Here is a 25,497-nt window from a genome sequence, read left to right on the forward strand (position 1 = left end):
CTGGGGGGCGTCATGCAGGTTCAAGACCGACCGGGAACACCAAGAAACGCCCGACGCCGGGTGGCGGCTTGCGCTGTATTCCTCGCCCTGGTGCTGGCGGCCGCCCTCGCTCCCGCGGCCGACGCGGCAGCCCCGGCCAGCGCGGCACCCACGGCTCAGGCGACCCGGTACGTTTCCGAAGCCGGAGTCACGGCCCACCGCGCCGCCGTCGTCAACGCCGCCGCCGTAAAAGCGCAGGTGCCTTCGACCGCCAATCCGCTGCCTGGCCTCGATCCCGCGGGTGATCCTGCCAACTTGTCCGTCCTTGTGAACAAGTCCCGCCCCCTGAACCCTGCCACCTATGCCCCGGCAGATCTGGTGAACGCGCGTGGCTCGGGACAGTATCTCCGGGCCGAAGCTGCAGCGTGGCTCAACGGGCTTTTCCAGGGTGCGGCGGATGCCGGGACCGGCGGGCTGGCAGTCGTGAGTGGCTATCGTTCTTACGCCCAGCAACAACAGGTGTACTCCTCCTATGTGAACCTTTACGGCCAGGCGCAGGCGGACCTGATCTCGGCAAGGCCGGGCTACAGTGAGCACCAAACCGGCCTTGCCGTGGATGTCGGAAATGCCAACGGTTCGTGTGGGCTCAGCACCTGCTTTGGTGACACTGCCGCCGGCATGTGGGTGGCAGCGAACGCATACAAATACGGTTTCATCGTCCGGTACCCCAACGGCTACACCAACATCACCGGGTACAGCTACGAACCGTGGCACCTGCGCTACGTCGGAGTGGATCTGGCAACGGATATGAAGCGCCGTGGCTTTGCCACTTTGGAACAATATTTCTCCGGAAACCCCAGCGTCCATGCCAGCATCACCTCGGGCGCGGACCTGGTGGCCGCGGACGCTGCCGGGCGGCTGCTTCGCTACCCCGCGCTGCCGAGCGGCGGCTACGGCGTTCCTGTACAGATTGGCTCCAACTGGACGGGGCTGAAGCAGGCGTTCGTGGTGGATTGGGATTCGGACGGCGTCTATGACCTTCTGGCGCAATGGAACAACGGCACCCTGGGCCTGTTCAAGGGATGGCCCGGCGGCGCTTTCTCGACCCAGATCGTGGTGGGCACGGGAGACTGGGACGCTATGACCATCACTGTGGGCAAGTGGTCCAGCGACCAGGGTTACCCGGGCGTCGTGGGGTATTTCCCTGACGGCGGCCTGCGCTACTACCCCAACACCTCGGGCCGGGCGTTGACTTACCGGGTGGACATCGGAACCGGCTGGGCGGGACTGGGGCTGACCATGGCCGATTGGGACGCGGACGGCGCCAACGACATCCTGGCCACCACATCCTCCGGACTTCTGCTCAGTTACCCAGGCAATGGAGTTGGCGGCTTCAAAGGTCAGCCAAGCATCATCGGCTCGGGGTGGGGAACCATGAAGGCCTTGGTGCCTGGCTTCGGCTTGTCAGGTCCAGGTACACGCAGCATTACCGCCCAGACCGTGGACGGGTATTTGGTGGACTACGGATTGGGACTCGGAGTCTGGGGTCCGCAACGCCAAGTGGGCAACGGCTGGGGCTCAATGAAGCTGTTCAAATGAGGACCTGCCGGGGCACGTTCGGCCGGACGGAGTGGCTGTCCTGGGCGGCGCCGCAACTGCGCTAAGCTAGGACTCGCCCGATTGATTTCCGTCGGGCAGCGCGGGCGTAGCTCAATGGTAGAGCGCTAGCTTCCCAAGCTCGATACGCGGGTTCGATTCCCGTCGCCCGCTCAGCGAACCCCGGATCCTTCTGGATCCGGGGTTCATTTTTCGTGACAATAAGGCCCGACGGCGGCTCCCGCCGCAGCGCGCCCGTGCGGGCAGCTCCGGGGCACCGGAACCCGGGTAGGTGTATCGTCAGGAGTCAGGAGCCATTTCGGTTCCGCTCTAGGGAGCAATCATGGGCGACAAATCACCGCGCCAAACCGCATCAAAGAAATCCAGTAAATCCATCAAGGAAAAACGTGCGGACAAGAGGGCTTCCGAGTCCTCCGCCACCGAGGCCGCAAAGCCTTCCACCGGCAACAAGAAGTGACCGCGGCCAACGGCCAGCTGAGCATAGGCGTCCTCGCTACCTCGCTGAAGCCGAACGAGCGGCGCCTCCCCATCCACCCGCAGCATTTGGAGCGCATAGCCCCGGAAGTGCGCCGGCAACTCCGTTTCGAACATGGCTACGGCGAGCGTTTCGGTGTCCCGGACAGCAAGCTCGAATCGTTGGTGGGCGGACTCGGCACTCGCCAGGAACTGCTCGCCAACAGCGACGTCATCCTCCTGCCCAAGCCGCAGGCCCAGGATCTCGCTGAACTCCGCGACGGCCAGACGCTCTGGGGTTGGCCCCACTGCGTGCAGGACCGGGCCATCACTCAATTGGCCATCGACAAGAAGCTCACACTCATCGCCTTCGAGGCCATGAACCATTGGGCCGGCGATGGCGGTTTTGGCCTGCACGTTTTCCACAAGAACAACGAGCTCGCCGGGTACTGCTCGGTACTGCATGCATTGGCTTTGACCGGTTCAACCGGTGACTATGGCCGCCGGCTCAGTGCTGTGGTGATCGGTTTCGGTGCCACTGCCCGCGGTGCCGTCACAGCCCTGAATGCCCACGGCGTCCATGACGTCCAGGTTCTGACCAACCGGGGCGTTGCCGCCGTCGGGTCCCCCATCCATTCGGTGCGGATCGTGCAGTTCGACCACGACAGCAAGGCTCCGTTCCTCAGCGAGGTCATCACGGACAACGGGCGCAAGCCCTTGGCTCCGTTCCTGGCCGCGGCGGACATCGTGGTCAATTGCACCCTGCAGGACCCGAACGCTCCACTGACATACTTGCGGACCGAAGACCTGACGGAGTTCCAGCCGGACAGTCTGATCGTCGACGTTTCCTGCGATGAAGGCATGGGATTCAGCTGGGCGCGGACCACCACGTTCGACGAGCCGATGTTCCGCGTCGGCGGTCACGTCAACTACTACGCGGTGGACCACAGCCCGTCCTATCTTTGGAACTCGGCCAGCTGGGAAATCAGCGAGGCCCTGCTGCCCTTCCTGGACACTGTGGTGGCGGGCCCGGACGGGTGGGATGCCAACGAGACCATCTCGCGTGCCATCGAAATCCGCGACGGCGTCATCCGCAATCCGGACATCCTTGAGTTCCAGGGCCGCTCCCCGGAGTACCCGCACCTGCCGGTGGCCCAGCTTCTGGCACGATAGCCCCACGCAGATGAAGCGCCCCCGGTTGCCGGGGGCGCTTCATCTACTTAAGCCGTCTTCTTAGGCCGTCTGCGGTTCCTGCACGATCCGCAGGACCCGCCGCCTGTCGCGCAAGTCCACCTTGATGTGCAGGGAGGACTTCCTGGCAAGTACGACGGCGACCACAGCCGCTGCGATGGCCGGAACCCCGCCGGCCACGAGGATGGCCAGATGCGGGCCGAGGTGCTCGGCGAGCCAGCCCATCATGGGACCACCGATGGCCTGCCCGCCGATGAGCACCACAAGGTAGAGGCTCATGACGCGGCCCCGGATGCTCATGTTGGAGCTGGTCTGCACCATTTGGTTGGCAGCGGTGAGGAACATGAGGCACCAGAATCCTGCGAAGACCATGGTGACGCTGAACCACACCATGGACGGCATGAGCGAGGACACGCAAAGCATCAATCCGTACAACCCGGCGGAGGTCACAACCGAGCGCAACCGCAGCTGCCTCCGACGGGTGGATGCGACCGCACCTGTCAGTGCACCAAGCGCAACCATGGCGTTCAGCAGGCCGTAGCCTCCGGCACCGGCGTCGTACACGTGGTCCGCGAAGGCGGCCAGAAGCACTGGCAGGCTCATGGCGAAAACCGCTACGAAACCGGCCATCAACCACGGCCAGTAGATGGTGGGTTTGCTGAGCGCATAGTTGAGGCCTTCGCGCAGCATGCCCTTCTTGCGCGGCGTGGGCCGGCTCAGATGCAGCTGGTCCTTGCGCAGCAACAGCAACATGGTCACGGTGGAGCAGCAGGCCACAGCATTGGCAGCGAAGGCCCAACCGGCGCCCACGGCAGTGAGCAGCACTCCCGCCAGCGCCGGGCCGATCAAGCCGCCGAGCTGGAAGGTCGTGGAGTTCACGCTGATGGCGTTCCGCAGGTACTTGGGTCCGACGAGTTCGTTGACGAACACCTGGCGGGCCGGCTGGTCAAGGACCGTGACGAAGCCAAGCGCCAGTGCGATGACGTAGACGTGCCAGACCTCGACGCGCTGGCTCAGGGAAAGTACGGCCAGCAGGGCCGCCAGGACCGCTGCTGCCGACTGGCAGATGATGAGGATCTTTCGCTTGGCGAAGCGGTCGGCAATCATGCCGCCCCACGGGCCAAGGAAAAGTGAAGGCATGAACTGCAGGGCCACAGTGATACCGACGGCGGTGACGGACCCGGAAAGCTGGAGCACCATCCAGTCCTGCGCGATGCGTTGCATCCAGATGGCGATCACCGCGATGAAGTGGCCGATCGCGAAGATCCTGAAGTTGGGGACCTTCAAGGAGATGAAGGTATGCCGCCAGGGCAGCTTCTCACTCACGACGGCGAGTGGCTGGGTGACGGTGTCCGGCTGGTTTGCGTCCGGCGAGGGACGAGCGGACAGGGAATCGATGACGGGCTGGCTGACATTTGCCGCTGAAGGCGGTGGGGGTGCCAAAAGTAGTCCTCGGATGGGAGTTTCGGTGGGATGCGTTTAACGCTATGGTTGCCAGCAGCAATTATGGAAGCGTATTGCGCCTATAACTAGCATTGCGGAACGCAATGAGCGGCTTGCAGTGCCAGGGAAAGCGGCGCGATACTCCGGCCCGGCGCTGACCTGCGCTTAGAGGAGTTCCGTGTTCGATCCCGTCCAGCTCCGCTCCTTTTTGGCTGTCGCAGAGACCCTGAGTTTCACCAAGGCCGCAGAACGGCTTGGGCTTGCCCAACCGACGGTGAGCCAGCACGTGCGCAAGCTGGAAGCCGCCGCCAAGCGTGTCCTCGTAGCCCGCGACACCCGCGAAGTGAGACTCACTGACAACGGTGACGCGATGGCCGGGTTTGCCCGCAGCATCCTTGCGGCCCACGATTCCGCCGCGCGCTACTTTTCCGGCTCGGCCATGCGTGGGCGTCTCCGCTTCGGCACGGCCGACGACCTCGCCATCACCGGCCTGCCCCGGATCCTTCGCGAATTCCGGCAGCTGTACCCGCAGATCAACCTCGAACTCACTGTCAGCCAAAGCGATCAGCTCTATAAACGCCTCAACGCCGGGCAACTGGACCTGGTGTTCGTCAAATGGGTGGCCGGGGCGAAGGAAGGCACCGTCGTCCGGCATGACAACTTCGCCTGGGTCGGCGTGGAGCAGACTGTCCTTGAACCGGGCGCGCCGGTCCCCCTCATCGCCTATCCGGCACCGAGCCTCAGCCGGAAACTTGCCATCGACGCCCTGGAGGCCGAAGGCCGTACCTGGCGGATCACGTGCAGCACCAAGCAGATCAGTGGCGTACTGGCGGCAGTCAGGGCAGGCATCGGCGTTGCCGTGATGCCGGCGTCGCTGGTTCCGGAAGACCTGAAAGTCATCACCCAACGCTTCGGCCTGCCACAGGTTGGCGACGTCGACTTCACTCTGATCCGCAACCCGCTCGCCAACGCGGAGGTCATCGACGCCCTCACCCAGGCGATCATGGGGCGGACATTGAGCAAATCGAACTAGTGGCCGGACCGGTTCGCCCGGCTCCGGCCCCGGCGCCCGTTCCACCACCCCACTACCCTCAGGTCGTCCAGTCCGAAGCGGCCTTCCGGCACGGCAGCCCGGATGCGTTCGTCGTCGAAGGGAAGCCTGGGACGCAGCTCCACCGGAAGCCACGGTGCGTACGGTGAAGGCTCGCTGACCCCCTCGGCGAGCATCTGCGCCTGGGCTTTTGCCACGAGTGGTACCACCATGATCCACTCGGTCAGTTGCGCCAGAGCGCGGATCGACCAGATCGGGGCGCGGACGTAGACGGGGTAGCCACCGGCCACCCGGGCGATCCTGCGGACAGCCGTTCCAAGCTCAAGCTCTTCGGCTCCGACGACGGCGACGGTCGGGGTGGGCACGCGACCTTCAAGGGCTGCGATCAGGGTATCGACAGCCTCTTCCACAGGGAGGGGCCGGACAGTCCGCTCCCGGAAGCCGACCGTTGCGAAGACAGGAAAGCTGCGTACAGCACGCGTTACATGGTCAACCATGTGGTCGCCGTTGCCGTAGATCATCCCTGCCTTGATGATCGTGTACTCGATGCCCGACTGCCGCAGGAGCTCCTCGGCAGCCCATTTGGTCTCGTGGTAGGCCGACCCACAATCCGGACGGGCCCGGAGGAAGCTCAGCATGACGATTCTTTGGACGCCCGCCCTCCGGGCGGCTTCAATGACTGCCTTGGTTCCTTCAATGTGGACACGCTGAAAGGTCTGGTCACCTATTTCCCGGTTGATCCCCGCGCAGTGGGCCACGACGTCGCACCCCGCGAAGGCCTCTGCCAAGGCATCGACGTCAGTAATTGCGGTCCCCGTCCGCCGCGAAATGATGACGGTGTCCGGCCTGTCGAGCCGCTCCGCGAGGTGACGCCCCACAAAGCCGGTACCGCCGGTAATGGCCACACGCATATTCTTGCTCCTTCGCTTATTAGCAATGAAGCTAAACTGTATATAGCTATTGTGCTATATTGCAAACATGGCAGATGCAGCATCGGATATCTTCGCAGCCTTGGCACACCCCACCAGGCGGCAGATCCTTCAAGACCTCAAGGACGGCGAGTTGGCCGCCGGCGAGATCGCTGCGCGGTTCAACGCCACAGGACCCACCATCTCCCGGCATTTGAGCGTGCTGCGCCAGGCCGGACTGGTCACGGAACGGCGGGATGCCAACCGCATTCTCTACTCGCTCGTGGGCGAGCGCCTCGCACTGTCAGTGGGAGACTTCCTTTCCACGGTCTGCCCCGAGCAGATCGTGCTGCGGGAGGTCCGGAAACGGAACCCTGCCCGCCCCTCGACCAGGACGCCGAAAGGGGCCACGACCTCCGAGGCCTGAACTCCGGCCGTAGTACGCTCACCCAATGACCCATGCCAAGCTCACTCAGCCGTCATCAAGCTTCCACGCCTCCTGGCTGGAAAGTTACGACGAGTGGGGAACCCTCGACCAGGACGGTTCTGCAGCATTCCTAGCCGCACGGTACGACCTCGACCTCCGCGAAGAGGGCCATTTCTCGCAGTGGGTGGACCTGCTCCATCAAATGCCCAGGGCGGATTTTTCACCGCCCGAAGGGCTGGCAAACCAGACCACCATTTGGGTCACCGACGATACGGACTATTTGGGCGCTGCCAGCCTGAGGCATTCCCTGGCCAGCGAATACCTGACAGAAGTCGGCGGGCACATTGGGTATGGCATCAGGCCAAGCGCAAGGGGGCGTGGCTTGGCCAGGATTGCCCTTGCCGGAGCCATGGACGAGGGTCGAACCCTCGGACTCGAGCGGGTGCTGGTGACCTGCAAGCAACCCAACGTGGCCTCGGCGCGCACCATTGAGGCATGCGGCGGAGTTTTGGAGAGTGTCCGCCCTCCCGAGAGCTTCGCCCCCGAACTTGCTGTTACGGAACCGATCCGGCGTTATTGGCTGCATTTGTGAGGGACGGCCCGGCTCTCAACACGCGACAATGCTTACCGGGTAAGCGCATTCCCGGTATCGTGGAGCCATGACCAACCACCCCATACTGGCTGACCTCACGCCTGGCATCTGTTCCGTGACCCTGCGATCCTTCGGGATCGACGAGGTAGTCCGGATTTCCGCCGAGGCGGGCTTGGCCGGGATCGAGTGGGGCACTGACGTACATGTCAGCGACACCGGGTCGGCACTGTACGCCAAGGCCGCGACAGAAACCGCCGGCATGACGGTCCTGTCGCTTGGCTCTTACTATCGATGCGGCGCCTTCGGGGATTTCGGGTCCATTCTCGACCTCGCCGATGCCGCAGGCGCTCCGCGGGTGCGGGTGTGGGCCGGGGAAATCGGCTCTGCTGGTGCCGGCCGGGAGCACTGGGACTCGGTAGTCCGCGACACGCAGCGCATTGCCGACCTCGCCGCGAAACGCGGTGTCACCATCGCTTTCGAATACCACGGCAACACCCTCACAGACTCTTCCGCCACCACCTTGGAGCTGCTGAAGCGTGTAGACCACGCCAGCGTCGGCACTTACTGGCAACCCGCCGTCGGACTTTCCGACGAGCAGGCGCTGGAGTCCCTCCACGAAGTCCTCCCCCACGTCGTGGGCGTGCATTGCTTCTCCTGGGGCCCGGCGGCCGAACGCTTTCCGTTGCGGAACCGGTCGCTGCTCTGGCGATCGGTCGCCGACATCCTGCGCGGCAACGGCAAAGACCTGGACATCATGCTTGAGTTCGTCGTCGACGATCTGCCTGACAACGTGCTCAGCGACGCCGCGACCCTGCACACCATCACCCTGGCCGAAGACTAGCCGTCGCTAGGCAAGCCATTCCAGGCGCCGGAGCCAGTCAGCGCAGAGTCCGGTCCATTGCCCGGCGCCGGGCGCCCCATCCGCCAGGCCCAGCCCATGGGCGCCACTGGGGAATACCTGGAGTTCCACCGGAACACCGGCACGTCCAAGCGCAGCCGCGTAGGAGAGGCTGTGACTGAGCGGTACGACGTCGTCGTCGGCAGTGTGCCAAAGGAAAGCGGGCGGAGTGGCGGCGTCGACGCTCAGTTCCGCTGACAACGCACGCCGGGCATCGACGTCCGCACCCGTTCCGGCGAGGTTGTCCACAGACCCCTGGTGCACCGCGTCCACAAAGGAAATCACGGGATAGCAGAGAATGCTGAGGTCAGGCACAGCAGCGGAAGCGTCCACCGCAGGATCGCCGGTAGCCACCTGCGCCGACAAAGTGGCAGCAAGGTGGCCGCCGGCCGAAAAACCCAGAACCCCTACCCGGCCAGGATCCATCTCCAGCCCATGCGCCCCCTCACGAATCCACGTCATGGCCTGTTTGGCGGCCAAGAGCGGGGCCGGATGCCGGTGCGGCGCGACCGGATAGCGCAGCACAAAGGCGTGGATCCCCAGAGAGGCCAGCCATTCGGCCACGGGTTCGGCTTCATGGTCGGCCTGCCTCGCGTAGCCGCCTCCCGGCAGCACCAGAACGGCAGGCGCACGCGCGCCGGAATGCCCGGCGACTCCGGAACGCCCGACGGCGGGAATCACCGTCAGCGCGGCGGGCACCTGTTCCGCTGGAACCGTCATGGTTGGGATTCCACCGGGGTTTCCGTACTCCGGCGAAGTTTCACCGTGCCGGAGATGGGAGCTGTATCGGGATCTCCGGCTGCGAGGCGGCCAATATCCTCCAGCGGAAGATGGACCGTGGACAAGGCGGGCCGGAAGTCCCGCAGCGTTTCAATGTCATCGAAACCGGCAACCGTGGCATCTCGGGGAATCCATACCCCTTCAGGGCGCAGGGCCGCGGTAACCCCAATGGCCATGACGTCATTCACGGCGAAGATGCAGAGCCTCTCCGGGGACCCTTTGATTCGTTCCGCAAGCGCCTGCCCGGCCTCGAACCCGCCGGCACGGTTGAAGCCGGTGCGGATGACCTCGGCAGCCGGCCGTCCGGCGTCGGCCAGTCCGCGCTGGAATCCGCGCACACGGTCATCGGAGGTGTAGAGCCCCGCAGGACCCGCAATGATCACGAAACCGCCGTCATGGGTGGCGGCCAGTTGCCCGGCCAGGCCGGCAGCGAGTTCCTCGTTGGGAACTTCCACCACGTGGTACCCCTCGGCCGCACTGGCTCCGACCACAGGATGGCCCACTACCCCAACGTGCCCACCGTTGCGGCAGTACCGGTCCAGCTCAGCGGCGAGTTCGGCATTGCCCTGTTTGTCTTCCGCACGCTCCGAGCGTGAACCGGCAATCACGATTGAGTCGGCGCGGCGGGCGGCAAATGCGGCCACCGCTTCTTTTTCCTCCGCGGGAGTCCCCGAGGTGCTGGCCAGCAACACCATACGGTTCTGCCGGCGCGCAGCTTCCTGGACGCCGCGCGCGATGGCCGAGAAGTAGGGATCGGCAATGTCGTGCACCACCAGGCCGATCAGCCCTGAGCTCGACTTGGCGAGGCCCTGGGCCTGGGCGTTGGGAACATAACCGAGTTTGTCGGCGGCTTCCCGCACACGCTCCGCAATATCCTCGGCAGGCTTGCGCGAGGACCCGTTGAGGACCCGGGAGGCCGTTGCCAGGGAAACCCCGGCCAATCGGGCGACTTCGCTGAGTGTGCTGGCGGCCACGGGGAGACTCCTCTTCGTCAAGCGCCGGACTGGCGCTAAGGAAATTATGGCAGTTCTTCACAGAAAGCGGGAAAGCGCTTGCCAAACCTCCGTGCATTGGTGCATGATCGATGGCAACGGGAATGCGCTTTCCCATCATATCGAGCAAGCACCGGCTTCCACACAGCGACCGGCACACAAGGCACTGGAGAAAACATGGGTTTCGAAACAAAGACGATCCGCATCGCCATGAACGGCATCACTGGACGCATGGGCTACCGCCAGCACCTGCTGCGCTCCATCCTCCCCATCCGTGACGCAGGCGGCTTCACCCTTGAGGACGGCACCAAAGTCCAGGTCGAGCCCATCCTGGTAGGCCGCAACGAGGCCAAGATCCGCGAGCTGGCCGAACTCCACAAGGTTTCCGAATGGACCACGGACCTGGACTCAGTCATCGCCGATCCCACCGTTGACATCATCTTTGACGCCTCCATGACCAGCCTCCGCGCCGCCACGCTGAAGAAGGCCATGCGCGCCGGCAAGCACATCTTCACCGAGAAGCCCACGGCCGAGACCCTCCAGGAAGCCATCGAACTTGCACAGATCGGCAAGGAAGCCGGAGTCACCGCCGGCGTCGTTCACGACAAGCTGTACCTCCCCGGCCTGGTGAAACTCCGCCGCTTGGTCGATGAAGGCTTCTTCGGCCGTATCCTCTCCATCCGTGGTGAATTCGGCTACTGGGTCTTCGAAGGCGACGTGCAGGCTGCCCAGCGCCCGTCCTGGAACTACCGCAAGGAGGACGGCGGTGGAATGACCACGGACATGTTCTGCCACTGGAACTACGTCCTTGAAGGCATCATCGGCAAGGTCAAGAGCGTCAACGCCAAGACCGCCACGCACATCCCCGCCCGCTGGGACGAAGCCGGCAAGGAATACAAGGCAACCGCTGACGACGCTTCCTACGGCATCTTCGAGCTCGAAACCCCGGGTGGCGACGACGTCATCGGACAGATCAACTCCTCGTGGGCCGTCCGCGTCTACCGCGACGAACTGGTGGAGTTTCAAATCGATGGTACGCACGGTTCCGCCGTCGCCGGTTTGAACAAGTGCGTTGCGCAGCAGCGCGCCCACACCCCCAAGCCCGTCTGGAACCCGGACCTTCCCGTCACCGAATCGTTCCGCAGCCAATGGCAGGAAGTCCCCGCCAACGCTGAGCTGGACAACGGCTTCAAGCTGCAGTGGGAAGAATTCCTGCGCGACGTCGTCGCGGGCCGCGAACACCGTTTCGGCTTGCTCTCCGCCGCCCGCGGCGTGCAGCTTGCCGAGCTCGGCCTGCAGTCCTCGGCTGAGCGCCGCACCATCGACATCCCGGAGATCACCCTCTAATGACGTCACTGATTCTTCCCACTGACGACGGCGGAACCCGCGAGTACCGCCTCCAGCCCGCCACGGCGTGGGTCAAGCCGACCGCGCCGTTGACTGCCCGCCGCGCCTACGCCGCAGCGCACGTCATCCCCGAGGTAGCTGCAGACAACACCCCCGGCGCTCCGGCGCAGCTCGACTGGGATGCCACCCTGGCTTACCGCCACGAGCTGTGGAGCTACGGCCTGGGCGTCGCCGATGCCATGGACACCGCGCAGCGCGGCATGGGCCTCGACTGGGCCGCAACCCAGCAGCTCATCAAGCGCACGGGCGCCGAGGCCGCTTCCGTGGTGGCAGCCGGTGACGCAGCCATCGCCGGCAAGTCCGTCCGCGACCTCGTCTCCTGCGGTGCGGGCACCGACCAGCTGGACATCGCTGCACTCCCCGAAGGCGCAGCAGGAATCCAGGCCGTCATCGACGCCTACCGCGAGCAGATCGCCGTCGTCAGTGAAGCCGGCCCCAAGGTCATCCTCATGGCGTCCCGCGCGCTGGCCAAGGTTGCCAACGGCGCCGATGACTACCTGCACGTCTACTCGACGCTGCTTCAGGAAGTCGATCAGCCGGTCATCCTGCACTGGCTCGGCACCATGTTCGATCCCGCATTGGCAGGCTACTGGGGTTCCGACGACGTCTCTGTTGCCACCGAGACGTTCCTCAGCCTTATCCGTGAGCACTCGGACAAGGTTGACGGCGTCAAGGTTTCGCTGCTGGACGCTTCCCACGAAGTCGCCCTCCGCGCCGCCCTGCCTTCCGGTGTGCGCTTGTACACCGGCGACGACTTCAACTACCCGGAACTGATCGACGGCGACCAGACGCACCATTCGGACGCACTGCTGGGCATCTTCGCGGCCATCTACCCTGCCGCTTCAGTCGCCTTGCAGAAGTACGACGCCGGCCAAGGTGCTGAAGGGCGCGCGATCCTGGACTCCACCCGTGAGCTCGGGAAGCACATCTTCAGCGCACCGACGTTCTACTACAAGACAGGCATCGCGTTCATGTCGTGGCTCAACGGCAAGCAGCCCGGCTTCCAGATGGTCGGCGGCCTGCACTCGGGCCGTTCGGTCCTGCATCTGGCCAAGACCTTCGAACTGGCCGACCAGGCGGGGCTGTTGAAGGACCCCTCGCTGGCCGCATTCCGGATGTCCGACTTCCTGCGGATCAACGGGGTGGGCGCATGAGCGACTTGTCACGGCTATCCCTGAACAGTGCAACCACCAAGAAGTGGACCCTGGCCGAAGCTGTGGATGGTTGCGCCCGCGCCGGCATCCCCGCGATCGGTCCGTGGCGTGACCGCGTGGCCGAGGCGGGCTTGGACAAGGCTGCCAAGCTCATCAAGGACGCCGGCCTCCGGGTGTCCTCGTTGTGCCGGGGTGGTTTCCTGACCGCTGCCGACCCCGAGGGCCAGGCAGCCGCACTGGCTGACAACTTCGAGGCCGTCCGGGAGGCCGTTGCCCTGGACACCCAGGAGTTGTTCCTGGTGGTTGGCGGACTCGCTCCCGGCGAGAAGGACGTCGTCGCTGCCCGCCAGCGCGTCGCCGACCGCCTTGAGGAACTGGTTCCTTTCGCCTCCGAAAACGGTGTCCGTTTGGTGCTGGAACCCCTGCACCCGATGTACGCCGCTGACCGCGCACTCATCTCCACCCTTGGCCAGGCACTGGACCTCGCCGCGCCGTACGACGCGAAAGCGGTCGGCGTCGCCGTCGACACCTTCCACGTCTGGTGGGATCCGGAGCTGAAGGCGCAGATCGACCGCGCCGGGCGCGAAAGCCGCATCGCCTCTTACCAGGTGTGCGACTTTAACCTGCCGATCGCTGCGGATGCGCTGTTGTCCCGCGGCATGATGGGCGACGGCGTCATCGACTTCGCCACCATCGGCACCTGGGTCAGGGACGCCGGCTACAAGGGCGACATCGAGGTTGAGATCTTCAACCAGGAAATCTGGGATGCCGACGGGGACATCACCCTGGAAACCATGAAGCAGCGCTACGCGGAGCTCGTCCTCCCCTACGCGTAACCACGTGATCCTCCCGCGGATGCCCTAAGCTCCGCGGGAGGACCACTCCAAAAACGAGCGGGCTCCTGCCAAGGTCACGGCCGGAGCCCGCTTTTTCGCACGGCAGGGTGGTGAGGCTAGGCGAAAAAAGCCCGATCCCTCAACCGGTTTCCACGCGGGTCTTCCGCAACCCGATCAAGGTGACCGAACCGCCGTCGTGCCCCTGCAGTTCGAGCCTGATGTTCGGCGAATCCTCCTGCGGTTCCACTGTGCTGACCTGGAAGACTTCACCGCCGATCCGCAAGCGGTCGCCGCTCTTGACGGCCTTGAGCTTCTTGTCCTTGCCCGGGGTCATGGTCGCTCCCACTATTTGTCTTTCCTGGCGTCATCGCCGTGGGTTTCGCGGAGCTCCTCGCCGCGGCGCACCACTTCCTCTTCCTTTTCCTGCTGCTTGTCGCTGCGCTTGGTATCACGCGGAGGCAACTGGAGGCTTTCTTCTGCTTCAATGCCACCTTGGAGTTGGCGGCCGCGTTCCATTTCGGCATCGAACTCGGCGCCGAACAGCAACGACATGTTCAGGATCCACAGCCACAGCAGCATGATGATGACGCCGGCCAAGGCGCCGTAGGTCTTGTTGTAGTTGCTGAAGTTGGCCACGTAGAAACCGAAGCCCAGCGATGCCAGGGCGAAAATGACCAGCGCGATGAGCGAACCCATGCTCATCCAGCGGAACTTGGGTTGCTTGACGTTGGGGGTGAAGTAGTAGAGGACAGCAATGATGGCCACCACGATCACGATGAGTACCGGCCACTTGGCAATGTTCCACACGGTCAGGAAAGCCTCGGACAAGCCGATTGCCCCACCGATGGCCTCCGCCACCGGGCCGCTGAGGACGAGCATGGCAGCCACCAGCGCAGCGCCCAACACAGCCACGATGGTGACGGCGAGCATGGTGCCGCGCAACTTCACGAAACCGCGGCCTTCGTCCACTTCATAGACGCGGTTCATTGCCCGGCTGAAGGCCGTGGTGTATCCGGAGGCGGACCAGAGGGCCACCAGGATGCCGAAGACCAGGGCGAAACCTGCTGCGTTGGAGCGGGTGAGCTCCTCAATGGGCTGGCGCATGGCGTCGACACCCGGACCCGGCGCGAATTGCTGGACGATATCAAGGATGGCCGAGGTGGTCTTGCCGGCATCGCCAAAGAGCCCCAGCAGGGAAACCAACGCCAGGAGCGCGGGGAAGAGGGAGAGCACAGCGTAGTAGGTCAGGCCGGCAGCCGCGTCCGGGCACTGGTCCTTGCTGAACTCACGCAGAGTGCGCTTGGCGATGTAGGTCCACGTGGGCTTGGCGAGGTCGTTGGGACTGTCCGGCTTCCGCGAGTCTTCCGGAGAGGGCGCGGTCCTCGCTTTGGTGGTGCTGGTGTGGGCTGAGTCTTGTGTGGTCATGGGGCACTCGTCCGTGGGTAGTTTGCGCGAACAGCTGACCCATCAATAGTAAGCATACTGATGATTACTATGGAAGAACCCCGCCGGACTTACCGGCGATTCAGGCCAGTTTGCTCGCCAGCAGGAACTCGAAAGGTGACTCTATGACAGAGCGGATAACTTGGCCCGCGGCCCCAAGGAGTGTCCCGGAGTGCTCCAAACGGGAGACCGTCAGGTTCTCCGGAGCCAGCAACCCCGGCGCGTAGCGCTCCAGGCTTTCCAGCAGTGACGGCCGGATCCACTCCCCCAGTACGGCGAAATGCCCGCCAAGGACCACAGCTTCAATGTCCATCAATCTCGAGGCCGAGGCGAGGGCGACGCCCAGGGAGCGACCGGCGTCGTGAACCGCCTTTGCGGCCGCGGGTTCCTGCGCAGCCAGCGCCGCCAACAGCAGCCCGGTCCGCTCGCCCAGTGTGCCTTCGGCGACGCCCGCGGCCTCGAATATGGCCTCCTGGCCCGCGAACGTCTCCAGACAACCCCACCCGCCACAGGAGCAGTGAGGGCCTTCCGGATGCACCACGATATGGCCCAGCTCGCCGGCAGACCCACCTGGGCCCGTATACAGCTCAGATCCGATGATGATGCCGCCACCGACGCCCACCTCACCTGAAACGTAGAGGAAGTCGGGCCGCCCGCCGCCATACCAAAGCTCACCGAGGGCAGCACTGTTGGCCTCGTTGGACAGCTTGACGCCAAGCGGCGCACCCTCCAGCAGCGATTGCGGATGCAGCTGCTCGTCCTCCCAATGAAGGTTGGGAGCGGACAGCACCGTGTCGCTCTTGGAGTCCACCAGCCCGGGCACGGCCAGGCCACCGCCCAGGATGGCAATGTCCTCTGCCGCCGCCACGGCCTTCGCTTCGGCAGCCAAGCCTGCAAGCTGTTTCATGACCTGAGCTGGCGGCATCCCGCGGTTCCGGGACTCGACGGCCGAATGGAAACGCAGGTTTCCGGCAAGGTCCACCAGGCCCACGGCAAGGTAATCAACGTTGATCTCCATGCCCACAACGCCGCGTCGGGAGTTAAGCTCCAGGCCCTGGCCGGGCCGCCCCCGCTCCCCGTCGCGGTACAGACCTACCTCGGATACCAGGCCGGACTCCACGAGGTCGGCCACCAGGCTGGATACCGCGGCCTTGGTGAGCCCGGTGCCGGCGGCGAGCTGCGCGCGGCTGGGCTTGGCGTCGACGGTTTTGGCGATCGAATCCAGCACCAATGAGAGGTTTCGACGGCGGACGTCACCCACGCGTCCGGGCGCGGTTGGCTCATTCATCAGCAGGGACCTCCTCGCAGATTCAAAAATTCTTGTGGACTTCCATTGACCATGATCCATCATGGCCCATATAGTTCAGATTGAAAACTAATTGGAATGTCTTTTTCCACCTCATTCCCATTGCCTTGCAAAGGAGCAATCATGACCCCGCAGCCCACCCCTGCAGACAAGTTCACCTTCGGCCTCTGGACCGTCGGTTGGACCGGCGCCGATCCCTTCGGCGTGGCAACCCGCCAGGCTCTGGATCCCGTGGACGCCGTTCACAAGCTCAGCGAACTCGGCGCCTACGGCATCACTTTCCACGACAACGACCTCATTCCTTTCGATGCGAGCGCCTCCGAGCGCGATCTCATCCTTAAGAACTTCAAGGCAGCCCTGGCCGAGACCGGCCTGAAGACGCCCATGGTTACCACCAACCTCTTCAGCCACCCGGTCTTCAAGGACGGCGGCTTCACCTCCAACGACCGCTCCATCCGTCGCTTCGCCCTGAGCAAGATCCTCCGCAACATCGACCTCGCCGCTGAACTTGGCGCAGAGACCTTCGTGATGTGGGGCGGCCGCGAAGGCAGCGAATATGACGGTTCCAAGGACCTCTCCGCAGCGCTGGACCGCATGAAGGAAGGCGTGGATACCGCCGCCGGGTACATCAAGGAGAAGGGTTACGGCCTGCGGATCGCCCTGGAACCGAAGCCGAACGAACCCCGCGGTGACATCTTCCTCCCCACCGTCGGCCACGGCCTGGCGTTCATCGCGCAGCTGGAACACGGCGACATCGTGGGCCTCAACCCGGAAACGGGCCACGAGCAGATGGCCGGGCTGAACTTCACCCACGGCATCGCCCAGGCACTGTGGGCTGACAAGCTCTTCCACATCGACCTCAACGGCCAGCGCGGCATCAAGTACGACCAGGACCTCGTCTTCGGACACGGCGATCTCACCAGCGCGTTCTTCACCGTCGATCTCCTGGAGAACGGTTTCCCCAACGGCGGACCGAAGTACACCGGCCCCCGCCACTTCGACTACAAGCCTTCCCGCACCGACGGCTACGACGGTGTCTGGGAATCGGCCAAGTCCAACATGTCCATGTACCTGCTGCTGAAGGAACGCGCACTGGCCTTCCGCGCAGATCCCGAAGTCCAGGAAGCACTGACAACCTCGGGCGTGTTCGAACTCGGCGAAAGCACGCTGGGCGCCGGCGAAAGCACTGCGGACCTGCTTGCTGACGCCAGCGCATTCGACACGTTCGACGCCGACAAGGCCGCCGAACGCTCGTTCGCCTTCGTCCGCCTCAACCAGCTGGCCATCGAGCACCTCCTCGGCGCCCGCTAAACCTCTCCAACCCACCGCAACCCCGCCGCCGGGCTTGTTCCAGGATTTCCTGGGCAAGCCCGGCGCGGTTCGCCAAAGGAACAACGCATGCCTCTCGTAGCCGGGATCGACAGCTCCACCCAGTCCTGCAAAGTGGTCATCCGGGACTCAGCCACCGGCGCCCTGGTCCGCCAGGGCCGGGCTTCCCACCCCGACGGCACCGAGGTCCACCCGGATCATTGGTGGACAGCCCTGCAGGAAGCCATCGCGGCGGCGGGCGGCCTGGACGACGTCGATGCCGTCTCCGTTGGCGGACAGCAGCACGGCATGGTGTGCCTGGACGAAACCGGAGAGGTGGTCCGTCCCGCACTGTTGTGGAACGATACCCGCTCCTCGCGGGATGCCGAGGAGCTGATTCTCGACGCCGGACAGGGTGATCCTGCTGCCGGATCCGCGTACTGGGCGAGCAGCACGGGGACAGTTCCGGTGGCATCCCTGACCGCCACCAAGCTACGTTGGCTGGCACGGAACGAACCCGAAAATGCCCGGCGGACGGCTGCGGTGTGCCTTCCCCATGACTGGCTGTCCTGGCGCCTGGCCGGCCATGGTCCGGGAACGGGACCGGAATCCTTGGAACTCCTGCGCACCGATCGCTCCGATGCATCGGGCACCGGGTATTACTCCGCAACCAACGGCGGGTATCTTCCGGAGGTCCTGGAGAGCACCCTGGGGCATCTGCCCATCCTGCCAGGGGTAGTCGGCCCGTTGGAGGCGGCCGGCAAGACCCCGTCCGGCGCCCTGATTGGTCCGGGAGCCGGCGACAACGCGGCGGCGGGACTCGGCGTGAGCGCCGCCGTCGGGGATGTTGTTATTTCGATCGGAACATCCGGCACTGTCTTCGCGGTTTCGGATGTTCCGTCCGAGGATGCCAGCGGATTGGTGGCCGGCTTCGCCGACGCCACAGGGAACTTCCTTCCGCTGGCCTGCACACTCAATGCCACGCGGATCTTCGATGCCACAGCGGCGCTGCTGGGCGTGAGCCTGACAGAGCTCGGCGAACTTGCACTGTCCGCCCCGGAGGGCGCCGACGGATTGACGCTCATCCCCTATTTCGAGGGCGAACGGACCCCAAACCTTCCTGACGCCACCGGTTCGCTCCACGGCCTCACCCTGTCCAATTACAAGCCCGCCAACCTTGCCCGGGCTGCGGTGGAAGGCGTTATCGGTTCATTGGCTGACGGCCTGTCCGCACTTCAGGCCCAGGGCGTTGAGGCCCGGCGCATCATCCTTGTAGGCGGCGGCGCCCAATCCGAAGCCGTCCAACAGGTGGCGGCCTCGGCCTTCGGCCTGCCCGTGTTTGTTCCCCGGCCCGGTGAATACGTGGCCGACGGCGCTGCGCGGCAAGCCGCGGGTGTCCTCACGGGCCAGCTGCCCGAATGGCCCTTGGACGGCCTGACCGTGAACCGCGGCGATAGTGCTGGCGTGGCCCCCTTCCTGGAAAGGTACCGCCATTACGCCACCAAGGCTGCCATCGGCTGATCACGGTTGCCGGTGCTCTATCGTGACAGGGTGAGCTCTGAACAATCTGCATCAGCCCGCCCGCCTGTCATGGAGGACGTCGCCCGCGTGGCCGGGGTTTCCCACCAGACCGTCTCCCGCGTCCTGAACAACCACCCGAATGTGAGTTCCAAGACGCGCGAACGCGTGGAGCAAGCCATCACCGAGCTCGGCTACCGGCGCAACACGGCAGCCCGCAGCCTGGTGACCCGGCGGTCCCAAACCATTGGAGTCCTGGGCAGCGAGCTGGCGCAGTACGGGCCGTCCCACACCCTCCTGGGCGTGCAGCAGGCGGCGAGGGACGCCGGCTATTTCGTCAGCGTGGCCGGTTTGCGGGAAGTCACACCGGAGACCATCAAGGACGCCATTGCGCATTTCATGGACCAAGGCGTGGATGGCATCGTGGTGACGGTCCCCCACCCCGGCACGTTCGACGTCCTCCGGGACATCACCGCCCAAGTCCCACTGGTGGCCGTGGGGTCGATCGGGGACGAGCACCTCAGTGGGGCAACCGTTGACCAGCGCCAAGGGGCACAGCTGGCCGTTCAACACCTGCTGGAACTTGGACACCAGGAGATCGGCCACTTGTCCGGGCCGGTGGACTGGATTGACGCTGCAGCGCGCATCGAGGGCTGGCAGGATGCACTGGCCCAGGCAGGACTTGAGCCCGCCGCACTGATCGAGGGCGATTGGAGCGCCGAATGCGGGTACAGGGAAGGCCTGAAGATCTCCGCCGACCGTTCCATGACGGCCCTCTTCGTAGCCAATGACCAGATGGCGCTCGGCGTGCTCCGCGCCTTCAACGAAACCGGCGTACGGGTACCGGATGACATCAGCGTGGTGGGCTTTGATGACCAACCGGAGTCGGCCTATTTCATCCCGCCGCTGACCACCGTTGCCCAGGATTTCGAAGAGCTCGGCCAACGATGCATTGATCTGCTGCTGGATCGCATCGAAGGCGGATCCACCGGAATGGCAGCTACGGTAGCTCCCCGCCTCATGGTCCGGTCCACCACGGCTGCACTCCGCAACTAGCGCAGACAGGGTCAGCCGGCCCCTCTCCTGAAGACCCAAAGCGCACTTACCGGTCCCCGCTTTGGCTTGCTCTTGACATCAATGTTGTGAGCGCTAACAATTGCATCAGACCTTCTTCACTTTCCACCCCGACCCCCGGCAATGAGGCCCTGGCCAGCCGGATGGAGACCCCCATGAATACCTCTGAAAACCGTCCGCTCGATGAGCAGTTCGTCATCGGCGTGGACTACGGCACCCTGTCCGGCCGCGCCGTTGTGGTGCGCGTATCGGATGGCGCCGAGCTCGGAAACGACGTGTTCGAATACCCGCACGCCGTCGTGACGGAAAACCTTCCCGGCAGCGGCCGCCGCCTGCCCGCCGACTGGGCTCTCCAGGTCCCCAACGACTACCGCGACGTCCTGCGCAACGCCGTACCGGCCGCCGTCGCCGATGCCGGCATCAACCCGGACAACGTGGTGGGCATAGCCACTGACTTCACCGCCTGCACCATGGTTCCGACGACGGCGGACGGCACCCCGCTGAACGAACTGGAACGCTTCGCGGACCGCCCCCACGCGTTCGTGAAACTGTGGCGGCACCACGCCGCGCAGCCGCAGGCGGACCGCATCAACGAACTCGCCGAAGAGCGTGGCGAGGCCTGGCTTCCGCGTTACGGCGGCCTGATCTCCTCCGAGTGGGAATTCGCCAAGGGCCTGCAGCTCCTTGAGGAAGACCCCGATGTCTACGGCGCCATGGACCACTGGGTGGAGGCGGCCGACTGGATCGTCTGGCAGCTCTGCGGCAACTACGTCCGTAACGCCTGCACCGCCGGATACAAGGGCATCTTCCAGGACGGCAAGTACCCCTCCGAAGATTTCCTGGCAGCGCTGAACCCCGACTTCAAGGACTTTGTCAGCAGCAAACTGGAGCACACCATCGGTCGCTTGGGAGATGCCGCGGGCTACCTTACCGAGGAAGCCGCGGGATGGACCGGGCTGCCGGCAGGAATCGCGGTGGCCGTGGGCAATGTGGACGCCCACGTCAGCGCCCCGGCTGCCAACGCCGTTGAACCCGGCCAGCTCGTCGCCATCATGGGCACCTCGACCTGCCACGTGATGAACGGCGACGTGCTGCGCGAGGTCCCCGGCATGTGTGGCGTGGTTGACGGCGGCATCGTGGACGGACTGTGGGGATACGAGGCAGGCCAATCCGGAGTCGGCGACATCTTTGGCTGGTTCACCAAGAACGGTGTTCCCCCCGAGTACCACCAGGCTGCAGCAGAAAAAGGCCTGGGGATCCACGAGTACCTCACTGAGTTGGCAGAGAAGCAGGCCATCGGCGAGCACGGCCTGATCGCCCTGGACTGGCACTCGGGAAACCGCTCCGTGCTGGTGGACCATGAGCTTTCCGGCGTGGTGGTGGGCCAGACCCTGGCCACCAAGCCGGAGGACAGCTACCGGGCCTTGCTGGAGGCCACCGCTTTCGGCACAAGGACCATCGTGGACGCCTTCCGCGATTCCGGTGTGCCGGTCAAGGAGTTCATCGTGGCCGGCGGCCTCTTGAAGAACAAATTCCTGATGCAGGTCTACGCCGACATCACTGGCCTGCAGCTCTCCACCATCGGATCCGAACAGGGTCCAGCGCTTGGCTCAGCAATCCACGCGGCAGTGGCAGCCGGCAAGTACAAGGACATCCGCGAAGCAGCCGCTTCCATGGCCGCCGCTCCCGGCGCCGTCTACACGCCCATCCCGGAGAACGTCGCCGCGTACGAGGTGCTCTTCCAGGAGTACAAGACCCTCCACGACTACTTCGGCCGGGGAAGCAACAACGTCATGCACCGTCTCAAGGCGATCCAACGCCAGGCGCAGGGCACCAGCGAGGTGGCCGAACCGGCGTCGAACTCCTCCTCCGATGCTGCAGAGCGGGTGTCCGCATGAGCAACCTCCTTGACACCATCGCCAAAGTCCGCGAGGAAGTCTGCGGGCTCCATGCCGAACTGACCCGCTACGAACTGGTGGTCTGGACCGCCGGCAACGTCTCCGGCCGCATCCCCGGGCACGACCTGATGGTCATCAAGCCGTCGGGCGTTTCCTACGATGACCTCAGGCCGGAGCTCATGGTGGTCACCGATCTTTTCGGCACGCCCGTCCGGGGCATGAACACCGGCAGCGGCGGGACAGTTGACTGGGGCAACCCGGACCTCTCACCGTCCTCGGATACCGCTGCGCACGCCTACGTTTACCGGCACATGCCCGAGGTCGGCGGCGTGGTGCACACCCACTCAACCTATGCCACGGCCTGGGCAGCCAGGGGCGAGGAAATCCCTTGCGTGCTCACCATGATGGGCGATGAATTCGGCGGACCGATCCCTGTCGGACCGTTCGCGCTGATCGGCGACGACTCCATCGGCCAGGGCATCGTTGAGACGCTGAAGAACTCCAACTCACCGGCAGTGCTGATGCAGAACCATGGCCCGTTCACCATCGGCAAATCCGCCCGCGAGGCCGTCAAAGCCGCTGTGATGTGCGAGGAAGTGGCCAGGACCGTCCACATTTCGCGCCAGCTCGGGGAGCCGCTGCCCATTGACCAGGCCAAGATCGAGTCCCTGTACGACCGCTACCAGAACGTTTACGGCCGCTGAGGCGGCCCAGCCAACAAGCCCACGCTTACGTCAAAGCCACCCAGGAGCCCACGAAAATGCCCACCGCCAACAACGCCTCCGCCAACTCCACATCGCTTGACCGGTACGAGGTCTGGTTCCTCACCGGCAGCCAGCACCTCTACGGTGAGGACGTCCTCAAGCAGGTCGCCGCGCAGTCGCAGGAGATTGCCAACGTCCTGAACGCTGCCGGCGATGTCCCCGTGAAGCTCGTCTGGAAGCCGGTCCTCACGGACAGCGATGCAATCCGCCGCACCGCACTGGAAGCAAACTCGAATGACTCCGTGATCGGCGTGACCGCCTGGATGCACACCTTCAGCCCTGCCAAGATGTGGATCCAGGGCCTGGACGCGCTCCGCAAGCCGTTGCTGCACCTGCACACCCAGGCCAACCGCGACCTCCCCTGGGCGGACATCGATTTCGACTTCATGAACCTCAACCAGGCAGCCCACGGCGACCGCGAGTTCGGGTACATCCAGTCGCGCCTCGGCGTGCCGCGGAAGACCGTCGTGGGGCATGTCAGCAACCCTGAGGTCGCCCGCCAAGTGGGTGCGTGGCAGCGCGCCTCGGCGGGCTGGGCCGCCGTCCGCACGCTGAAGCTGACCCGCTTTGGCGACAACATGCGCAATGTCGCCGTCACCGAAGGCGACAAGACCGAAGCCGAGCTGCGCTTCGGCGTCTCGGTCAACACCTGGTCCGTCAACGACCTGGCCGATGCCGTCCACGGCGCTGAAGAGTCCGACGTCGACGCCCTGGTTGCGGAGTATGAGCGCCTTTACGAGGTGGTTGACGAGCTGAAGGCAGGCGGCGCCCGCCACGAGTCGCTGCGGTACAGCGCCCGCATCGAACTGGGGTTGCGCAGCTTCCTCGAAGCCAACGGTTCCGCAGCGTTCACCACCTCGTTCGAGGACCTCGGCGAGCTGCGCCAGCTCCCCGGCATGGCTGTCCAGCGCCTCATGGCTGACGGCTACGGCTTCGGCGCAGAGGGCGACTGGAAAACCGCCATCCTGGTGCGGGCTGCCAAGGTCATGGGCGGCGAGCTGCCCGGCGGCGCCTCGCTCATGGAGGACTACACCTACCACCTGGAACCCGGCTCGGAGAAGATCCTGGGCGCCCACATGCTGGAGGTTTGCCCTTCACTGACCGCCAGGAAGCCGCGCGTCGAGATCCACCCGCTGGGCATCGGCGGCAAGGAAGATCCCGTCCGCATGGTCTTCGACACCGACGCCGGACCCGGCGTCGTGGTAGCGCTGTCCGATATGCGCGACCGGTTCCGCTTGGTCGCGAACGTGGTGGACGTCGTCGACCTTGACCAGCCGCTGCCCAACCTTCCGGTGGCCCGCGCGCTCTGGGAGCCGAAGCCCGACTTCGCTACCTCGGCCGCCGCGTGGCTGACTGCCGGCGCTGCGCACCACACGGTATTGTCCACGCAGGTGGGCCTGGACGTGTTCGAGGACTTCGCCGAAATCGCAAAGACCGAACTTCTCACCATTGACGAGGACACCACCATCAAGCAGTTCAAGAAGGAACTCGCCTGGAACGCCGCCTACTACAAACTGGCCGGCGGCCTGTGAGCGCTGAATACACGCTGACCGCCGGCGGTTACACGGCTGTTGTGGCCGCACGCGCCGCAGCGTTGCGTGTCCTGCAGTTCGAGGGCCGGGACCTGGTGGTTCCCTTCCCGGAAGGCGGCCCGATCCCGGACTACCGTGGCATCATCGCCGCGCCGTGGCCCAACAGGATCGCTGATGGCAAGTACAGTTTCGACGGCGTCGAGCATCAGTTGCCGGTTAACGAACCCGAGCGGGAAACAGCGCTGCATGGCCTCGCCTTTGTGCTCGATTGGGCCCTGTTGGAGTCCGACGCCGCTTCGCTCACCCTCACCTGCACCGTGGGACCAAGCGAGGGCTACCCGTTCGTACTGGAGCTCGCGGCACGATATGAGCTGGACGGGAAGGGCCTGCGCACCACCATGAACGCACGCAACGTGGCCGACGTCGCTGCACCCTACGGCGTCTGCCCCCACCCGTACCTGGTGGCAGGTCCGTCGCCACTGGATGAATGGGTTCTTGAGTTCGCCGCAGACTCGTTCCTCGAGGTGACACCTGACAGGCTCCTGCCGGTGGGTCTTGCCCCCACGGAGGGCCACGCTTTCGATTTCCGCACCGCCCGGACCATCGGCAGCACAGAGATCGATCATGCCTTCACGGACCTCTCCTTCGACGGCGGGCTGGCGCGGCTGTCACTGCGCGACCCGGCGGGCACCGGAGTCGGTATGTCCGGTGTTGGTATGTCATGGGACGAAAGCTGCAAGTGGCTGCAGATCCATACCGCCGACAAGCCAGACCCCCTGCCCAACCGGCTGGGCCTGGCGGCGGAGCCCATGACGTGTCCACCCGATGCCTTCAACAGCGGCACGGACCTGGTCCGGCTTGAACCCGGCGCCGAACACACGGCGTCCTGGAGCATCTACGCGCTATAGCTGCAACGAGCCCGGCCC

Annotated in this window: 24 protein-coding genes and 1 tRNA gene; 18 read left to right on the forward strand and 7 right to left on the reverse strand. The window is 64.8% G+C overall.

All coding sequences use genetic code 11. The annotated features are described in order from the left end of the window. The first annotated feature begins 12 nt into the window (after positions 1 to 12). The 4 genes from PV760_RS08405 (at position 13) to PV760_RS08420 (ending at position 3,222) form a co-directional block, all read left to right on the forward strand. Entirely contained in the window at positions 13 to 1,578 is a 1,566-nt protein-coding gene (locus PV760_RS08405; protein WP_079581878.1) for a M15 family metallopeptidase, read from the forward strand. 100 nt (positions 1,579 to 1,678) lie between these two features. After that, a tRNA-Gly gene (locus PV760_RS08410) sits at positions 1,679 to 1,749 on the forward strand. 169 nt (positions 1,750 to 1,918) lie between these two features. Next, positions 1,919 to 2,053: a hypothetical protein gene (locus tag PV760_RS08415; RefSeq protein WP_011776304.1), complete on the forward strand. Its 135-nt coding sequence runs from the start codon at positions 1,919 to 1,921 to the stop codon at positions 2,051 to 2,053. Beyond that, on the forward strand, positions 2,050 to 3,222 hold the full coding sequence (locus tag PV760_RS08420; protein ID WP_055972877.1) for a N(5)-(carboxyethyl)ornithine synthase: 1,173 nt from the start codon (positions 2,050 to 2,052) through the stop codon (positions 3,220 to 3,222). The genes PV760_RS08415 and PV760_RS08420 overlap by 4 nt, the downstream gene beginning before the upstream one ends. Before the next feature lie 60 nt (positions 3,223 to 3,282). On the opposite strand, the gene PV760_RS08425 is transcribed toward PV760_RS08420, so the two are convergent. Then, positions 3,283 to 4,683 carry an MFS transporter gene (locus PV760_RS08425; RefSeq protein WP_354627552.1) on the reverse strand — a complete coding sequence of 467 codons (1,401 nt, stop codon included), beginning with the start codon at positions 4,681 to 4,683 and terminating at the stop codon, positions 3,283 to 3,285. Between the two features lie 178 nt (positions 4,684 to 4,861). Here PV760_RS08425 and PV760_RS08430 point away from each other — a divergent pair, with 178 nt between their 5' ends. Continuing rightward, on the forward strand, positions 4,862 to 5,716 hold the full coding sequence (locus PV760_RS08430) for a LysR substrate-binding domain-containing protein (RefSeq protein WP_018778168.1): 855 nt from the start codon (positions 4,862 to 4,864) through the stop codon (positions 5,714 to 5,716). Here the strand turns inward: PV760_RS08430 and PV760_RS08435 are convergent. After that, a complete protein-coding gene (locus PV760_RS08435) occupies positions 5,713 to 6,645 on the reverse strand; it encodes an SDR family oxidoreductase (RefSeq protein WP_354627553.1) in 933 nt (310 codons plus the stop codon). The two genes, PV760_RS08430 and PV760_RS08435, sit on opposite strands and share 4 nt — an antisense overlap. A gap of 67 nt (positions 6,646 to 6,712) precedes the next feature. Between PV760_RS08435 and PV760_RS08440 the strand changes: the two genes are divergently transcribed. From PV760_RS08440 to PV760_RS08450, 3 genes are all read left to right on the forward strand, one after another. Further along, on the forward strand, positions 6,713 to 7,069 hold the full coding sequence (locus PV760_RS08440) for a metalloregulator ArsR/SmtB family transcription factor (RefSeq protein ID WP_018778166.1): 357 nt from the start codon (positions 6,713 to 6,715) through the stop codon (positions 7,067 to 7,069). Positions 7,070 to 7,094: 25 nt separating this feature from the next. Further along, positions 7,095 to 7,661: a GNAT family N-acetyltransferase gene (locus tag PV760_RS08445; RefSeq protein WP_354627554.1), complete on the forward strand. Its 567-nt coding sequence runs from the start codon at positions 7,095 to 7,097 to the stop codon at positions 7,659 to 7,661. 67 nt (positions 7,662 to 7,728) lie between these two features. Continuing rightward, positions 7,729 to 8,502 (forward strand): sugar phosphate isomerase/epimerase family protein, encoded by a 774-nt coding sequence (locus PV760_RS08450; protein ID WP_354627555.1) that lies wholly within the window; start codon positions 7,729 to 7,731, stop codon positions 8,500 to 8,502. Positions 8,503 to 8,508: 6 nt separating this feature from the next. On the opposite strand, the gene PV760_RS08455 is transcribed toward PV760_RS08450, so the two are convergent. Together PV760_RS08455 and PV760_RS08460 are read right to left on the reverse strand one after the other, a co-directional pair. Then, the gene (locus PV760_RS08455; protein WP_354627556.1) at positions 8,509 to 9,279 is read right to left on the reverse strand and encodes an alpha/beta hydrolase; all 771 of its coding nucleotides are present in this window, start codon (positions 9,277 to 9,279) and stop codon (positions 8,509 to 8,511) included. Beyond that, complete coding sequence (locus PV760_RS08460) at positions 9,276 to 10,313, reverse strand: LacI family DNA-binding transcriptional regulator (RefSeq protein WP_018778162.1); 1,038 nt, start codon at positions 10,311 to 10,313, stop codon at positions 9,276 to 9,278. The genes PV760_RS08455 and PV760_RS08460 overlap by 4 nt, the downstream gene beginning before the upstream one ends. Positions 10,314 to 10,508: 195 nt before the next feature. On the opposite strand from PV760_RS08460, the gene PV760_RS08465 reads away from it, so the two are divergent. The 3 genes from PV760_RS08465 to PV760_RS08475 are packed head-to-tail and all read left to right on the forward strand — an operon-like array spanning position 10,509 to position 13,728. Next, a complete protein-coding gene (locus PV760_RS08465; RefSeq protein WP_018778161.1) occupies positions 10,509 to 11,678 on the forward strand; it encodes a Gfo/Idh/MocA family protein in 1,170 nt (389 codons plus the stop codon). Further along, complete coding sequence (locus tag PV760_RS08470) at positions 11,678 to 12,892, forward strand: dihydrodipicolinate synthase family protein (protein ID WP_039243114.1); 1,215 nt, start codon at positions 11,678 to 11,680, stop codon at positions 12,890 to 12,892. The genes PV760_RS08465 and PV760_RS08470 overlap by 1 nt, the downstream gene beginning before the upstream one ends. Then, positions 12,889 to 13,728 (forward strand): sugar phosphate isomerase/epimerase family protein, encoded by an 840-nt coding sequence (locus PV760_RS08475; protein WP_354627557.1) that lies wholly within the window; start codon positions 12,889 to 12,891, stop codon positions 13,726 to 13,728. The genes PV760_RS08470 and PV760_RS08475 overlap by 4 nt, the downstream gene beginning before the upstream one ends. Before the next feature lie 139 nt (positions 13,729 to 13,867). On the opposite strand, the gene PV760_RS08480 is transcribed toward PV760_RS08475, so the two are convergent. The 3 genes from PV760_RS08480 to PV760_RS08490 form a co-directional block, all read right to left on the reverse strand. Then, entirely contained in the window at positions 13,868 to 14,062 is a 195-nt protein-coding gene (locus PV760_RS08480; protein WP_035733800.1) for a hypothetical protein, read from the reverse strand. 11 nt (positions 14,063 to 14,073) lie between these two features. Further along, a complete protein-coding gene (locus tag PV760_RS08485) occupies positions 14,074 to 15,153 on the reverse strand; it encodes a YihY/virulence factor BrkB family protein (protein ID WP_055972899.1) in 1,080 nt (359 codons plus the stop codon). 100 nt (positions 15,154 to 15,253) lie between these two features. Beyond that, positions 15,254 to 16,459, reverse strand: coding sequence for an ROK family transcriptional regulator (locus PV760_RS08490; RefSeq protein ID WP_354627558.1), 1,206 nt, complete (start codon positions 16,457 to 16,459; stop codon positions 15,254 to 15,256). A 141-nt stretch (positions 16,460 to 16,600) separates the two neighbouring features. Here PV760_RS08490 and xylA point away from each other — a divergent pair, with 141 nt between their 5' ends. The 7 genes from xylA (at position 16,601) to PV760_RS08525 (ending at position 25,479) form a co-directional block, all read left to right on the forward strand. Further along, entirely contained in the window at positions 16,601 to 17,788 is a 1,188-nt protein-coding gene (xylA, locus tag PV760_RS08495) for a xylose isomerase (protein ID WP_354627559.1), read from the forward strand. 87 nt (positions 17,789 to 17,875) lie between these two features. Further along, on the forward strand, positions 17,876 to 19,306 hold the full coding sequence (locus PV760_RS08500; protein WP_354627560.1) for a xylulokinase: 1,431 nt from the start codon (positions 17,876 to 17,878) through the stop codon (positions 19,304 to 19,306). Between the two features lie 69 nt (positions 19,307 to 19,375). Next, positions 19,376 to 20,359, forward strand: coding sequence for a LacI family DNA-binding transcriptional regulator (locus PV760_RS08505; RefSeq protein WP_354627579.1), 984 nt, complete (start codon positions 19,376 to 19,378; stop codon positions 20,357 to 20,359). A 173-nt stretch (positions 20,360 to 20,532) separates the two neighbouring features. Further along, positions 20,533 to 22,275: a ribulokinase gene (araB, locus tag PV760_RS08510; protein WP_354627561.1), complete on the forward strand. Its 1,743-nt coding sequence runs from the start codon at positions 20,533 to 20,535 to the stop codon at positions 22,273 to 22,275. After that, on the forward strand, positions 22,272 to 22,979 hold the full coding sequence (locus PV760_RS08515) for an L-ribulose-5-phosphate 4-epimerase (protein ID WP_018778151.1): 708 nt from the start codon (positions 22,272 to 22,274) through the stop codon (positions 22,977 to 22,979). Before araB ends, PV760_RS08515 begins: the two co-directional genes overlap by 4 nt. Before the next feature lie 56 nt (positions 22,980 to 23,035). Beyond that, entirely contained in the window at positions 23,036 to 24,571 is a 1,536-nt protein-coding gene (gene araA, locus PV760_RS08520) for an L-arabinose isomerase (RefSeq protein ID WP_354627562.1), read from the forward strand. Beyond that, the gene (locus PV760_RS08525) at positions 24,568 to 25,479 is read left to right on the forward strand and encodes an aldose 1-epimerase family protein (RefSeq protein ID WP_354627563.1); all 912 of its coding nucleotides are present in this window, start codon (positions 24,568 to 24,570) and stop codon (positions 25,477 to 25,479) included. The genes araA and PV760_RS08525 overlap by 4 nt, the downstream gene beginning before the upstream one ends. Positions 25,480 to 25,497: the final 18 nt, after the last annotated feature.

The organism is Paenarthrobacter sp. CC6 (assembly GCF_040560085.1).
GTDB classification, from domain to species: domain Bacteria; phylum Actinomycetota; class Actinomycetes; order Actinomycetales; family Micrococcaceae; genus Arthrobacter; species Arthrobacter nicotinovorans.

Bases quoted from the DNA above. Each gene is read 5' to 3' on its own strand.
- PV760_RS08405 (WP_079581878.1), top strand. From the start codon at position 13: ATGCAGGTTCAAGACCGACCGGGAACACCAAGAAACGCCCGACGCCGG.
- PV760_RS08415 (WP_011776304.1), top strand. From the start codon at position 1,919: ATGGGCGACAAATCACCGCGCCAAACCGCATCAAAGAAATCCAGTAAA.
- PV760_RS08435 (WP_354627553.1), bottom strand. From the start codon at position 6,645: ATGCGTGTGGCCATTACCGGCGGTACCGGCTTTGTGGGGCGTCACCTC.
- PV760_RS08440 (WP_018778166.1), top strand. From the start codon at position 6,713: ATGGCAGATGCAGCATCGGATATCTTCGCAGCCTTGGCACACCCCACC.
- PV760_RS08445 (WP_354627554.1), top strand. From the start codon at position 7,095: ATGACCCATGCCAAGCTCACTCAGCCGTCATCAAGCTTCCACGCCTCC.
- PV760_RS08450 (WP_354627555.1), top strand. From the start codon at position 7,729: ATGACCAACCACCCCATACTGGCTGACCTCACGCCTGGCATCTGTTCC.
- PV760_RS08455 (WP_354627556.1), bottom strand. From the start codon at position 9,279: ATGACGGTTCCAGCGGAACAGGTGCCCGCCGCGCTGACGGTGATTCCC.
- PV760_RS08465 (WP_018778161.1), top strand. From the start codon at position 10,509: ATGGGTTTCGAAACAAAGACGATCCGCATCGCCATGAACGGCATCACT.
- PV760_RS08470 (WP_039243114.1), top strand. From the start codon at position 11,678: ATGACGTCACTGATTCTTCCCACTGACGACGGCGGAACCCGCGAGTAC.
- PV760_RS08475 (WP_354627557.1), top strand. From the start codon at position 12,889: ATGAGCGACTTGTCACGGCTATCCCTGAACAGTGCAACCACCAAGAAG.
- PV760_RS08480 (WP_035733800.1), bottom strand. From the start codon at position 14,062: ATGACCCCGGGCAAGGACAAGAAGCTCAAGGCCGTCAAGAGCGGCGAC.
- PV760_RS08485 (WP_055972899.1), bottom strand. From the start codon at position 15,153: ATGACCACACAAGACTCAGCCCACACCAGCACCACCAAAGCGAGGACC.
- PV760_RS08490 (WP_354627558.1), bottom strand. From the start codon at position 16,459: ATGAATGAGCCAACCGCGCCCGGACGCGTGGGTGACGTCCGCCGTCGA.
- xylA (WP_354627559.1), top strand. From the start codon at position 16,601: ATGACCCCGCAGCCCACCCCTGCAGACAAGTTCACCTTCGGCCTCTGG.
- PV760_RS08500 (WP_354627560.1), top strand. From the start codon at position 17,876: ATGCCTCTCGTAGCCGGGATCGACAGCTCCACCCAGTCCTGCAAAGTG.
- PV760_RS08505 (WP_354627579.1), top strand. From the start codon at position 19,376: ATGGAGGACGTCGCCCGCGTGGCCGGGGTTTCCCACCAGACCGTCTCC.
- araB (WP_354627561.1), top strand. From the start codon at position 20,533: ATGAATACCTCTGAAAACCGTCCGCTCGATGAGCAGTTCGTCATCGGC.
- PV760_RS08515 (WP_018778151.1), top strand. From the start codon at position 22,272: ATGAGCAACCTCCTTGACACCATCGCCAAAGTCCGCGAGGAAGTCTGC.
- araA (WP_354627562.1), top strand. From the start codon at position 23,036: ATGCCCACCGCCAACAACGCCTCCGCCAACTCCACATCGCTTGACCGG.